This window comes from Pseudomonas arcuscaelestis (assembly GCF_016881005.1).
Lineage (GTDB): Bacteria > Pseudomonadota > Gammaproteobacteria > Pseudomonadales > Pseudomonadaceae > Aquipseudomonas > Aquipseudomonas arcuscaelestis.
This window is the reverse complement of the sequence record NZ_JACOPV010000001.1, coordinates 273884-286666: the sequence shown is the minus strand read 5'-3', so window position 1 is coordinate 286666 and position 12783 is coordinate 273884. Positions and strand designations below refer to the sequence as shown.

Below are 12783 nucleotides of genomic sequence, written 5' to 3'. Positions count from 1 at the left end.
CGCTTGATCTCTTTGGTTTGCCGTTCGGTTTTGGACCGTCTGCATTCCGTCGAGTTTACCGCGCAGCCATGTCAGCGACGAGGAGGAACCGAGCGAGTGCGGCCACTGCCATCGATGGCAACGAACACGAAGACCGCTTCGGTAACCTTGCGCCATTCGCTGGACAGCGGATCGTCGCTCCACACCTCTACCATCATCTGGATCGAGCTACGGCCGATTTCCAGGGTTTGGGTATAGAAAGACAATTGCGCACCAACGGCTACTGGGACCAGAAAGGCCATGCGGTCGATAGCCACGGTTGCCACCCGGCCACCGGCGACTCGGCTGGCCATGGCAGTGCCCGCCAAGTCCATTTGCGCGACCAGCCAGCCGCCAAAGATATCGCCAAAACCATTGGTTTCACGCGGTAGTGCGGTGATCTGCAAGGCCAGGTCGCCTTGCGGGATAGGATCTTCTTGTTCGAGTTCAATCATGCCGGGGGTGCCTCTGACCCGTGACGCTTCGTTGGTTGGCGCTAATACAGACGCCTCGAAAAACGATTCAGCACAACCATAATACGCTGCTTTCGCTTTGCCAGGCGGCGAAGGGAAACTCTGCGAAATCGACTAAGCACATCTAGCGGCGTTTTCGCACAACATCCTTCATAACACTCAACCCTTTCTACAAGCGGCCAGTATATAGAGCCAACAGCGCAGCGACGACCGTGCAGTCATTAAACTTGTATTGAATTTGTACTGCTATGTGCTTTTTCCAGCAATTTGCTATGGTTCGATGCTTCCCAGGCCGAAAGCCGCGTCGTAGCTGGCCTGAACATAAGAAAGACCTATAAGAGATATCCATGACCTCCGTGCCCGGTAGTATCGCGCAGCCTTCGAGGCCGCTCACCCGCAGTGACTATAAGACCCTGTCGCTTTCCGCTTTGGGCGGGGCACTAGAGTTCTACGACTTCATCATTTTCGTATTCTTCGCCACCGTCGTCGGCCAGTTGTTCTTTCCTGCCGACATGCCGGATTGGCTGCGCATGATGCAAACGTTTGGGATTTTTGCCGCCGGCTACCTGGCGCGCCCGCTGGGCGGCATTGTCATGGCCCACTTCGGCGACCTGCTGGGGCGCAAGAAAATGTTCACATTGAGCATTTTCATGATGGCCGTACCCACCTTGATCATGGGTCTGCTGCCAACGTATGCGCAGATAGGTGTGATGGCGCCGTTCCTGCTTTTGCTGATGCGGGTTATCCAAGGTGCGGCGATTGGCGGTGAAGTACCGGGCGCATGGGTTTTTGTTTCCGAGCATGTTCCGGCACGTAATACCGGTTATGCCTGCGGCACCCTGACCGCCGGGCTAACTGCCGGGATCCTGCTTGGCTCGCTGGTAGCAACCCTGATCAACACGGTATACACCACCGAGGAAGTAGCTGACTACGCCTGGCGTATTCCATTCCTGCTGGGTGGTGTGTTCGGATTGTTCGCGGTGTACCTGCGTCGATGGTTGCACGAAACCCCCGTTTTTGCCGAAATGCAGGCGCGCAAGGCACTGGCTGAGGAAGTACCGCTGCGGGCGGTATTACGTGATCACCGGGGCGCCATTGTTCTTTCGATGTTGCTGACCTGGCTGTTGTCGGCCGGCATTGTCGTCGTCATCTTGATGACGCCTGCGTTACTGCAGAGCCTCTATCACATCACCCCGCTCGATTCGCTGAAGGCCAACAGCATGGCAATTGTCCTGCTCAGCCTGGGCTGCATCGGTACCGGTGCGCTGGCTGACCGTATAGGGGCAGGGCGGGTATTTGTCGTGGGTAGCCTGATGTTGCTGGCGTCTTCCTGGACTTTCTATCACACCCTGCCAACCCATCCAGAATGGATGTTCCCGCTGTACGCCCTGACTGGTCTGTGTGTAGGCATCGTTGGTGCGGTGCCGTATGTCATGGTCAAGGCTTTCCCGCCTGCGGTGCGTTTCAGCGGTTTGTCTTTTTCCTACAACATGGCCTACGCGATCTTCGGCGGCCTGACGCCGATGGCGGTAACGGCGTTGCTCAAATTCAGCCCCATGGCTCCGGCCTACTATGTCGCCGTTATCTGCGCCATTGGTCTGTTGGTTGGCCTCTATCTGCTGATCAAGAAACGCTAATGCCGCGCTAACTCAGCCCTCGCAACATTTTGAAAAGGCCATCATCGATCTTCGGTGATGGCCTTTCATCTAATTGTCACATTCCATTCATAGAGTGTTCATACGGCCTGCAGATACTTGGGCCCGATCCATCTCACCCCAATTCCTGCTAGGAGCAAGGCATGAAACTGAAGCGTTTGATGGCGGCCCTGACTTTCGTCGCCGCTGGCGTTGCCACCGCCAATGCGGTTGCCGCTGTTGACCCTGCTATTCCGACCTACACCAAGACCACCGGTGTGTCGGGCAACCTCTCCAGCGTCGGTTCCGATACCCTGGCGAACCTTATGACCCTGTGGGCTGAGGCCTACAAGAAGGAATACCCGAACGTAAATATCCAGATCCAGGCTGCTGGCTCCTCGACGGCGCCACCTGCGCTGACTGAAGGCACAGCCAACCTCGGCCCGATGAGCCGCAAAATGAAGGACGTCGAGTTGCAGGCGTTCGAGCAGAAGTACGGCTACAAGCCAACCGCTATCCCGGTTGCTGTCGACGCACTGGCTGTATTCGTCCACAAGGACAACCCGATCAAAGGCCTGACCATGGCGCAGGTCGATGCGATCTTCTCGTCGACCCGTCTGTGCGGCGCCAAAGCTGACGTTAAAACTTGGGGTGACCTGGGTGTGACCGGCGACTTGGCCAACAAGCCAGTGCAGCTGTTCGGTCGTAACTCGGTCTCCGGCACCTATGGCTACTTCAAGGAAGAAGCCCTGTGCAAAGGCGACTTCAAGCCTAACGTCAACGAACAACCTGGCTCGGCTTCAGTCGTGCAGTCGATCAGCAGCTCGCTGAACGGTATCGGTTACTCGGGCATCGGCTACAAGACTGCCAGCGTCAAGACTGTGCCTCTGGCCAAGAAAGACGGTGGCGCATTTGTTGAAGACAACGAAGCTAACGCCCTGAACGGCACCTATCCGCTGTCGCGTTTCCTCTACGTCTATGTCAACAAGGCACCGAACAAGCCTCTGGCCCCGCTGGAAGCCGAGTTCGTCAAACTGGTTCTGTCGCAGGCAGGCCAGCAGGTGGTAGTGAAAGACGGTTACATCCCACTGCCTGCCAAAGTGGCTGAAAAAGCCCTGGCGGACCTGGGTCTGAACCACGCTACCAAAGGCGTCGCAGCAAACTAAGAGTGAGCTAGGCGGGGTCTGGAAATGACCAGGCTCCGCTGAAAATTGCGAGTCCGTTGCCAGCATTCCTGAGCGGCGGGCTTTTTTGCGTCACTGCACTGTCATGTTTTTGTAATACGGGACCGCTAGGGTGTGCGCATGAATGATCTGGCCAACTCCACCATGACCCAAAATTCTCCCCCCGTGCGGATTGATTTCAATACGCCCGAATTGCAACGCAAGCGCCGTATGCGCGCGTTCAAGGATCGCCTGACTCGCTGGTATGTACTGGTGGGCGGGCTTGCCGTGCTGGCAGCGATCACCTTGATCTTCTTTTACCTGGCCTATGTGGTCGTGCCCCTGTTCCAGGGCGCCACGCTGACCAGCAAGAAAGCGCTGGAGCCTACCTGGCTGAGCCAGGACGCAGGCAAACCCCTGATGATTGCTCTGGAAGAGCAGAACCTGGTGGGTATGCGTGTTTCCGATAAGGGACAGGCGCTGTTCTTCGACACCAAGACCGGTGCCGAACTCAAGCGCGTGGAGCTGCCTCTGCCTGCTGGCACCCAGGTGACTTCTATCGGTAGCGATCAGCCGGGTAACCCGCTGGTGGTGCTGGGCTTGTCCAATGGACAGGCGTTGGCATTCAGCCACAGCTACAAGATCACTTACCCGGACAACAAGAAAACCATCACGCCTGCTATCGACTATCCCTATGGCCAGGAGCCGTTTGTACTCGATGAGCAGGGCCGTGCGCTGGAGCACGTGAGCCTCAATGTGAACGGTGAAACCCTGGTGGTTGCCGGGTCCACGGGTGCGCACTTGCAGGTGCTCTCGCTGAGCCGCGAAGAAAACATGATGACCGGCGAAGTCACCAGCGAGCAGAACCGTATCGATCTGCCGCAGATGACCGAGCCGGTCAAGGCAATCTTTATCGACCCGCGCCAGCAGTGGCTGTATGTGATCAATGGCCGGGCTCAGGCGGATGTCTTCAGCCTGCGTGACAAGAGCCTCAATGGTCGTTACAAACTGCTTGATGACGGTAATACCGAAGTTACTGCCAGCGCTCAGTTGGTAGGCGGCATCTCTTTGATCATCGGCGACTCCAAAGGTGGTCTGGCACAATGGTTCATGGCCCGCGACCCCGATGGCGAGCAGCGCTTCAAGCGTATTCGCGAGTTCCAGATGGGCAAGGCGCCGATCGTGCAGATCGATGCCGAAGAGCGTCGCAAGGGTTTCGTGGCCCTGGATGCCAGCGGTGAACTCGGCGTGTTCCACAGCACTGCGCACCGTACCCTGTTGGTTGAGCCGGTAGCTGAAGGTGCGGGTATTCTCGCGCTGTCGCCTCGGGCCAACCGCATCATTATCGAAGAAGGCGGCAAGCTGCTGCCGCTGTCGTTGAAGAACCCGCACCCGGAAGTCTCCTGGAGCGCGTTGTGGAGCAAGGTCTGGTACGAGAACTATGACGAGCCGAAGTATGTCTGGCAGTCCACCGCCTCGAACACCGACTTTGAACCCAAGCTGAGCCTTTCGCCGCTGACCTTCGGTACGTTGAAGGCTGCGTTCTACGCCATGATCCTGGCCGCTCCGCTGGCCATCGCGGCCGCTATCTACACTGCCTACTTCATGGCCCCGGGCATGCGCCGCAAGGTCAAGCCGGTAATCGAGCTGATGGAGGCGATGCCGACGGTTATTCTCGGTTTCTTCGCTGGTCTGTTCCTGGCGCCTTACCTGGAAGGACACCTGCCGGGCGTATTCAGTCTGTTCCTGCTGATGCCGATTGGCATTCTGGTCGCAGGTTTCAGTTGGAGCCGCTTGCCTGAGTCGATCCGCCTGCGGGTCCCGGATGGTTGGGAAGCTGCGATTCTGATCCCGGTGATTCTGTTCACTGGCTGGTTTGCCCTGTACATGAGCCCGCTGCTGGAGGCCTGGTTCTTCGGTGGTGACATGCGTCTGTGGATCACCAACGACCTGGGCATCACCTACGACCAGCGCAACGCCCTGGTAGTGGGTATCGCCATGGGCTTTGCGGTAATTCCAAACATCTATTCGATTGCTGAAGACGCCGTGTTCAGTGTGCCGCGCAGTTTGACCCTGGGCTCGCTGGCACTGGGTGCAACGCCATGGCAGACCCTGACCCGCGTGGTCATCCTCACCGCCAGCCCGGGTATTTTCTCGGCGCTGATGATCGGTATGGGCCGCGCTGTAGGTGAAACCATGATCGTACTGATGGCTACCGGCAACACGCCGGTCATGGAAATGAACCTGTTTGAAGGTATGCGTACCCTGGCGGCCAACGTTGCGGTCGAGATGCCGGAGTCGGAAGTTGGTGGCAGTCACTATCGTGTGCTGTTCCTCGCCGCGCTGGTGTTGTTGATGTTCACCTTCGTGATGAACACCTTGGCCGAGCTGATTCGCCAGCGTCTGCGCAAGAAATACTCGTCGCTTTGATAGAAAGGTAGAGATCCGTGAAAAAGGATTCCCTCAAAAGCTGGTTCAAGAGCGGCGCCCCTGGCGTCTGGGTCAGCGGTGGCGCGGTCGCCATCGCGGTGATCATGACCATCGGTCTGCTCTCCGTGATCGCCGTGCGCGGCCTGGGCCACTTCTGGCCGGCCGACCTGATCCAGGCAACCTATAAGGTCCCGGGTCAGCCTGACCATGTAGTGGTCGGTGAAGTCGTACAGAAAGAAGAAGTGCCTCTGGCGCGTTTGAAAGGAGCTGGCTTGCCGGTTCCTGAAAATGGCCCGGAGTTCATGACGCGTGAGTTGATCAAGGTCGGTAACCGCGACCTCAATGGCAGTGACTTCACCTGGGTAGTAGGCAATTGGCTGACTGACCAGAAGACACCAGCGGAGCTGATTGCCCTTGAGCGACGCGAGTGGGGTAACTTTTACGGTTATCTGGTGAGCGTCAAGGAAAACGGCAAGGTCGTCGCCGAAGGCCAGGCTGCCTGGTCTGAACTGCAGACGCGCCTGAAGCGTGCCGATAAGCTGGCGGGCGAGCTGCAAAAGCTTGAGAAGAAGGACATTGGTGCCATTAACTACGGCCTTGAGCGCTTGCGTTTGCACGCTCGCAAGCTGGAACTAAATGGCAAGCTCGATGCCGCCGCCCAGGCAGACATGGACGCCGAACGCGCCGAGCTGAACAACCGCTACAAAGCGATTGAAGAGCGTTTGGGCAGCCTGCATCAGGACTTCGGTCGCGACAGCTTGGTCGTCAAAGACGGCAATGGTCGTGAAATCGAGATCAGCCTGGACAAGGTGGTTCACGCCTACCAGCCGAACGCCATGGGCAGCTTCACCAAGCTCGGTGTGTACTTCGCCAAGGTCTGGGAATTCCTCAGTGACGACCCGCGTGAAGCCAACACTGAAGGCGGCATCTTCCCGGCCATCTTCGGTACGGTGATGATGACCCTGATCATGGCCGTGATCGTCACGCCCTTTGGTGTGCTGGCTGCGGTCTACCTGCGCGAATACGCTCGCCAGGGGCCGGTAACTCGCCTGATCCGTATTGCAGTGAACAACCTGGCTGGCGTACCGGCTATTGTCTACGGTGTGTTCGGCCTGGGCTTCTTCGTCTATGTATTGGGTGGCTCGCTCGACCGTTTGTTCTTCCCTGAAGCATTGCCAGCGCCAACGCTTGGGACTCCGGGTCTGCTCTGGGCCTCGCTGACCCTGGCCTTGCTGGCGGTGCCAGTGGTAATCGTGGCCACTGAAGAGGGCTTGGCACGTATCCCCCGCACAGTGCGCGAAGGCTCGCTGGCGCTCGGTGCGACTAAGGCCGAAACCCTGTGGAAGATCGTTCTGCCAATGGCCAGCCCGGCGATGATGACCGGGATGATTCTCGCCGTGGCGCGTGCCGCCGGTGAGGTGGCGCCGCTGATGCTGGTGGGTGTAGTGAAGCTGGCGCCGTCGTTGCCAGTTGACGGTAACTACCCGTATCTGCACCTGGACCAGAAGATCATGCACCTGGGCTTCCACATTTATGACGTTGGTTTCCAGAGCCCCAACGTCGAGGCCGCGCGGCCGCTGGTGTACGCCACCGCGTTGCTGCTGGTGCTGGTCATCGCCACGCTCAACCTTTCGGCGGTATGGATTCGTAACCACCTGCGCGAGAAGTACAAGGCGCTGGATAGCTGATTGAAAGTCTTTAGCCATGAGCGGCAAGCTTCACGCCGCTTTTGCACAAACTTGCAGCGTGCAGCTTGAAGCCTGCAGCTACAAATGGAGTGAAACCATGCAACATGAAACCCATGCTCACGGTATCGACATGTCGGCCCTGGGTCGCACCAAGCAGAGCCTGCAATTGGCTGACGAAACCGTTGCCATCGAAGTGCCTGGCCTGAACCTGTTCTACGGCGATAAGCAAGCACTGTTCGACGTTGGCATGAACATCCCAAAACAGCGCGTGACTGCATTTATCGGTCCGTCCGGCTGTGGTAAGTCCACGCTGTTGCGTACCTTCAACCGCATGAACGACCTGGTTGACGGTTGCCGCGTCGAGGGCGAAATCAACCTGTACGGCAACAACATCTACCGTAAGGGCGAAGATGTGGCTGAATTGCGTCGCCGCGTCGGTATGGTGTTCCAGAAGCCTAACCCGTTCCCCAAGACCATCTACGAAAACGTGGTTTATGGCCTGCGTATCCAGGGCATCAACAAGAAGCGTGTGCTTGATGAGGCAGTGGAATGGGCGCTTAAAGGCGCCGCGCTGTGGGATGAGGTCAAGGACCGCCTGCATGAGTCGGCACTGGGTCTTTCCGGTGGTCAGCAGCAGCGTCTGGTCATTGCCCGTACCATCGCCGTTGAACCCGAAGTGCTGTTGCTCGACGAACCTTGCTCGGCACTTGACCCGATCTCGACGCTGAAGGTCGAAGAGCTGATCTACGAGCTGAAGTCCAAGTACACCATCGTCATCGTTACCCATAACATGCAGCAGGCGGCACGGGTTTCCGACTACACCGCATTCATGTACATGGGCAAGCTGATCGAGTTTGGTGACACCGACACGCTGTTCACCAACCCGGCGAAAAAGCAGACCGAAGACTACATTACCGGCCGCTATGGCTAGTTTGCGGCAAGCAGACAAGGTGCCCGGTATCACACGTATGACTTGAAGCTTGCAGGTTGCAGCTTGCAGCTTTTTCGCGGAGCGAAAGCATGATCAGTAAAGACAGCCTTACCCACCATATCTCCCAGCAGTTCAATGCCGAGCTCGAAGAGGTGCGCAGCCACCTCCTGGCAATGGGTGGCTTGGTCGAGAAGCAAGTCAATGACGCAGTTACCGCGCTGATCGAGGCCGACTCTGGCCTGGCTCAGCAGGTGCGTGAAGTCGATGACCAGATCAACCAGATGGAGCGCAACATCGACGAAGAGTGCGTGCGCATTCTCGCCCGTCGCCAGCCGGCTGCTTCCGACCTGCGCTTGATCATCAGTATCTCCAAGTCGGTCATCGACCTGGAGCGTATTGGCGATGAGTCGACCAAGATTGCCCGCCGCGCCATCCAGCTGTGTGAAGAGGGTGAGTCGCCACGAGGTTACGTTGAAGTTCGTCACATCGGCGATCAGGTGCGCAACATGGTGCGTGATGCACTGGATGCGTTCGCTCGTTTCGACGCCGACTTGGCGCTGTCGGTAGCCCAGTACGACAAGACCATCGACCGCGAGTACAAGACCGCACTGCGCGAACTGGTTACCTACATGATGGAAGATCCGCGCTCGATCTCGCGGGTACTCAGCGTGATCTGGGCACTGCGTTCGCTTGAGCGGATCGGTGACCATGCGCGCAACATCTCCGAGCTGGTGATTTACCTGGTACGCGGTACCGACGTACGTCACCTGGGCCTGAAACGGATGAAAGAAGAAGTCGAGGGCGGTAGCGAAAAGGCTAATGTTCCAGCCGAAGCTGACGATAAATAAGACTGCCCCGAGAAAGAACGCCCGGCCCTGGCCGGGCGTTTTCGTTTGTGGGGTGTGCACTTAAAGGCAGCCGCGAACGCAATCACGAGTCCCGGCGTGAGCCAATTTTTGGCAAATGGCCATCAGTCAGCGTTATGCTAGTCGGGATTCAATAGGAGTGGCGATGAGTAAAGTCAGTGTGTTGGTTGTGGATGATGCGCCGTTCATTCGCGATCTGGTGAAGAAGTGCCTGCGCAACTATTTCCCAGGGATTGTCATCGAAGACGCAGTCAACGGTCGCAAGGCCCAGACATTGCTGTCGCGCCAAGCCTTTGACTTGGTCCTGTGCGACTGGGAAATGCCAGAAATGTCCGGACTGGAATTGTTGACCTGGTGCCGCCAGCAAGAGTCGATGAAGACACTGCCGTTCATCATGGTGACTAGCCGTGGCGATAAGGAAAACGTGGTTCAGGCGATCCAGGCTGGTGTTTCCGATTTCGTCGGCAAGCCGTTCACCAACGAGCAATTGCTGACCAAAGTGAAGAAGGCCCTGACCAAGGTCGGTAAGCTCGATACGTTGCTGGCCAGTGCTCCGACGCGCGCTACTTCCGCCTTTGCCAACGACTCGTTGAGTGCGTTGACCGGTGGGCGTGCCGAATCGGTAAAAGCCTCGGCCCCGGCTGCTCCGGTGGTGGCTTCCCAGCCGCTCGTCAATGCCCCTAGGCCGACCGCTGCCGCACCTGCTGGTCGTGGCCAGGGACAACTGCGCTTGCCTGGCGGGGTCCAGCCTTGCGTGATCAAAGCGCTGAGCCTTAAGGAGGCGCTGCTGGTGGTGCGCCGGGGTGAAACTCTGCCCCAGGTACTCGAAGGTGCCGTACTCGACCTGGAGCAGGGCGAGAACGCCGAGATCGCCCGACTCAATGGCTATTTGCATGCTGTTGCAGCACTGGAGCCCAAGCCGGACAGCGATTGGTTGCAGCTGACTTTCAAATTTGTTGATCAGGATGCGCAGAAGCTTGATTACCTCTCGCGGCTGATTGCTCGCGGTACGGCGCAGAAGCACTTCGTTCCAGGCGCCTGATAGGTAGGAGCGGGGTTGCCTCGGGTGAAGGCCAGCTGTTGCCCGATTGCAGTTGCCATACGCCGATCGCCGGGTTGATGCGTGGACTTCGATCAGTACACCACTCGTCTCCTGGCACGGCGCTGAAACACTCTCGCCATTCCTCTGCTGAAATTCGCTGCTAGGCTTCGACAGATATCAACTGTCATAAAGCCACTAGTCATGCCTGCACGCTCGCTGCTGTTTTGTGCCTTGCTCGTGGCTTGTGGCCCGGCACTGGCCTCGACGCTCTACAAAAGCACCGATCCCTACGGGGTGGTTTCTTATTCCGATCGTCCACTAACCGGCACCAAGGCCTTCGTCTTCGGTGATCGGATGGTCGAGCAATTGGAAGGTCAGGTGAAACTGCACGCCATCAAGTTCGCTACTGGCGTGAGCTTCAGCGCCCGCAATGACACCTTTGCGCCGGTAGAAGTTGAACTGCGCCTGGAGCGCCTCGGTAATGCCAAGGGCGCCGGTACGCGGCTAGTACGTCGCGTGGTGCCTGCTCGGGCGGCGGTGTTGCTGACAATAGTCAACGCACAGAAACCGGACCAGCCAGTGAGTTATCAAGAGAAGTTCTCCTACGCACTGGGGAATCCTGGGTCGCGTTATCAGGCGTTTAGGTACCCGTTGCCGTGGCGCGGCGGGCCGTTCCACTTAACCCAAGGTCCAAATGGGCGCTACAGTCACTTCGGTCCTAAAGGACGCTATGCGATGGACATCGCGATGCCGGAAGGAACACCAATCATCGCCTCGCGGGCGGGCATAGTGATCAAGACCGAGAACAGTCAGAGCGGGCGCGGCACTCATCCATCGGGCAATTACGTGCGGATTCTGCACGACGACGGCACCATGGGCGTCTATCTGCACCTGATGCGTGGTTCTGTGGTGGTGCGGGAGGGCCAGCAAGTGGTGTACGGGACCGCTCTGGCGAAATCCGGCAACACCGGTAACAGCACGGGCCCGCATCTGCACTTTGTGGTGCAGCGCAACGTCGGGCTCGAGCTTGTATCCATTCCTTACCAGTTCAATCAGCCTGTCGCTGGGTTGCCGAACTTTACAGCTGGCAACCCATAAGACGACTCAATCGAGTTTGAGCACTTTCGCCAGGACGATTTTCGGGCCTTTCATCTTCTTGATGATGATACGCAGGCCTTCGACTTCCATCTGCTCTTCTTCTTCAGGAACGCGCTTGAGGGTCTCGTACACGAGGCCGGCAAGGGTTTCTGCCTCGATGTGATCCAGGTCCACGCCCAGCAGACGCTCGACCTTGAACAACGGCGTGTCGCCACGAACCAGCAGTTTGCCTGGCTGGTAGGCGAGGATGCCGCGTTCGGCCTTGCGATGCTCGTCCTGGATGTCACCTACCAGCACTTCCAGCACGTCTTCCATGGTCAGGTAGCCAATCACCTTGCCGTCGGCTTCTTCAACCAGGGCAAAGTGCGCTCCGCCCTTGCGGAACTGCTCGAGCAGATGCGACAGCGGCATGTGTCGGGACACGCGCTCCAGCGGCCGGGTCAGCTCGGCGAGATTGAACGACTCGGGTATGTGCTCCAGATCAGCCAGCTCCAACAGCAGATCCTTGATGTGCAGCAGGCCGATGAACTCACCGCGCTGGGAGTCGAACACCGGGTAGCGGCTGAACTTGTGCCGACGGAACATCGCCAGGATCTCTTTAAGCGGCGCATGTGCTTCCAGGCAGACCATGTCCTCACGGGAGTTGGCCCAGTCGACCACCTCCAGTTCGCCCATTTCCACCGCTGAAGCCAGAACACGCATGCCTTGGTCGCTAGGGTCCTGGCCACGGCTGGAGTGCAGAATCAGCTTCAGTTCATCACGGCTGTAGTGGTGTTCGTGGTGCGGACCGGGTTCACCTTGGCCGGCAATGCGCAAAATGGCGTTGGCGCTGGCGTTGAGCAGGTAAATTGCCGGGTACATTGCCCAGTAGAACAGGTACAGCGGCACTGCAGTCCACAGCGACAGCAGCTCGGGTTTGCGAATGGCCCAGGACTTGGGCGCCAGCTCACCCACCACGATGTGCAGGTAGGAAATCACGAAGAAGGCACTGAAGAACGACACTGCCTTGATGACTTCCGGCGACTGCACGCCGACAGCCGCCAGTAAAGGCTCGAGCAAGTGGGCGAAAGCGGGCTCACCAACCCAGCCCAGGCCCAGCGAGGCGAGGGTGATACCTAGCTGGCAAGCCGAAAGGTAGGCGTCCAGCTGGTTGTGTACGGTGCGCAGGATTTGCCCGCGCCAGCCATGCTGCACGGCAATCGACTCGACCTTTGTCGAGCGCAATTTGACCATGGCGAACTCGGCAGCAACGAAAAAGCCGTTGAGCAGTACCAGCAGCAGAGCAAAAAGAATCATGCCGAAATCGGCAAAAAGTGAGGCGAAGCTAATACCAGGGGATGGGTCCATGATGGGGTTTTACGGGGTCCGTCATTTGAAAATGGGAAGAAATGCTGTGCCAGCATTCGCTGGCACAAGTCCGCCAATGTAGCGGGTGAGGGC

General features: G+C 58.1%; 10 protein-coding genes. 8 read left to right on the top strand and 2 right to left on the bottom strand.

Annotated features, from left to right (window positions below):
- Positions 1–71: 71 nt before the first annotated feature.
- Positions 72–473: an acyl-CoA thioesterase gene (locus tag H8F21_RS01315; RefSeq protein WP_009402429.1), complete on the bottom strand. Its 402-nt coding sequence runs from the start codon at positions 471–473 to the stop codon at positions 72–74.
- A 365-nt stretch (positions 474–838) separates the two neighbouring features.
- On the opposite strand from H8F21_RS01315, the gene H8F21_RS01310 reads away from it, so the two are divergent.
- From H8F21_RS01310 to H8F21_RS01275, 8 genes are all read left to right on the top strand, one after another.
- Positions 839–2128, top strand: coding sequence for an MFS transporter (locus tag H8F21_RS01310; RefSeq protein ID WP_203477364.1), 1290 nt, complete (start codon positions 839–841; stop codon positions 2126–2128).
- Between the two features lie 161 nt (positions 2129–2289).
- On the top strand, positions 2290–3291 hold the full coding sequence (locus tag H8F21_RS01305; protein ID WP_203477366.1) for a phosphate ABC transporter substrate-binding protein PstS: 1002 nt from the start codon (positions 2290–2292) through the stop codon (positions 3289–3291).
- Between the two features lie 138 nt (positions 3292–3429).
- A complete protein-coding gene (locus H8F21_RS01300; RefSeq protein WP_203477368.1) occupies positions 3430–5718 on the top strand; it encodes an ABC transporter permease subunit in 2289 nt (762 codons plus the stop codon).
- A gap of 17 nt (positions 5719–5735) precedes the next feature.
- Positions 5736–7406 carry a phosphate ABC transporter permease PstA gene (gene pstA, locus H8F21_RS01295; protein ID WP_203477369.1) on the top strand — a complete coding sequence of 557 codons (1671 nt, stop codon included), beginning with the start codon at positions 5736–5738 and terminating at the stop codon, positions 7404–7406.
- A gap of 97 nt (positions 7407–7503) precedes the next feature.
- Positions 7504–8337, top strand: coding sequence for a phosphate ABC transporter ATP-binding protein PstB (gene pstB, locus H8F21_RS01290; RefSeq protein ID WP_136478774.1), 834 nt, complete (start codon positions 7504–7506; stop codon positions 8335–8337).
- Positions 8338–8426: 89 nt separating this feature from the next.
- Complete coding sequence (phoU, locus tag H8F21_RS01285) at positions 8427–9185, top strand: phosphate signaling complex protein PhoU (protein ID WP_203477371.1); 759 nt, start codon at positions 8427–8429, stop codon at positions 9183–9185.
- Positions 9186–9348: 163 nt separating this feature from the next.
- On the top strand, positions 9349–10245 hold the full coding sequence (locus H8F21_RS01280; protein ID WP_203583913.1) for a response regulator: 897 nt from the start codon (positions 9349–9351) through the stop codon (positions 10243–10245).
- A 201-nt stretch (positions 10246–10446) separates the two neighbouring features.
- Positions 10447–11343 (top strand): peptidoglycan DD-metalloendopeptidase family protein, encoded by an 897-nt coding sequence (locus tag H8F21_RS01275; RefSeq protein ID WP_203477375.1) that lies wholly within the window; start codon positions 10447–10449, stop codon positions 11341–11343.
- Positions 11344–11349: 6 nt separating this feature from the next.
- On the opposite strand, the gene H8F21_RS01270 is transcribed toward H8F21_RS01275, so the two are convergent.
- Positions 11350–12690 (bottom strand): hemolysin family protein, encoded by a 1341-nt coding sequence (locus H8F21_RS01270; protein ID WP_203477377.1) that lies wholly within the window; start codon positions 12688–12690, stop codon positions 11350–11352.
- Between the last annotated feature and the right edge of the window lie 93 nt (positions 12691–12783).

What these genes read in the sequence shown, in the direction of transcription:
- phoU (WP_203477371.1), top strand. Translation starts at nt 8,427, where the DNA reads ATGATCAGTAAAGACAGCCTTACCCACCATATCTCCCAGCAGTTCAAT.
- H8F21_RS01275 (WP_203477375.1), top strand. Translation starts at nt 10,447, where the DNA reads ATGCCTGCACGCTCGCTGCTGTTTTGTGCCTTGCTCGTGGCTTGTGGC.
- H8F21_RS01315 (WP_009402429.1), bottom strand. Translation starts at nt 473, where the DNA reads ATGATTGAACTCGAACAAGAAGATCCTATCCCGCAAGGCGACCTGGCC.
- H8F21_RS01270 (WP_203477377.1), bottom strand. Translation starts at nt 12,690, where the DNA reads ATGGACCCATCCCCTGGTATTAGCTTCGCCTCACTTTTTGCCGATTTC.
- H8F21_RS01310 (WP_203477364.1), top strand. Translation starts at nt 839, where the DNA reads ATGACCTCCGTGCCCGGTAGTATCGCGCAGCCTTCGAGGCCGCTCACC.
- pstB (WP_136478774.1), top strand. Translation starts at nt 7,504, where the DNA reads ATGCAACATGAAACCCATGCTCACGGTATCGACATGTCGGCCCTGGGT.
- H8F21_RS01305 (WP_203477366.1), top strand. Translation starts at nt 2,290, where the DNA reads ATGAAACTGAAGCGTTTGATGGCGGCCCTGACTTTCGTCGCCGCTGGC.
- H8F21_RS01300 (WP_203477368.1), top strand. Translation starts at nt 3,430, where the DNA reads ATGAATGATCTGGCCAACTCCACCATGACCCAAAATTCTCCCCCCGTG.
- H8F21_RS01280 (WP_203583913.1), top strand. Translation starts at nt 9,349, where the DNA reads ATGAGTAAAGTCAGTGTGTTGGTTGTGGATGATGCGCCGTTCATTCGC.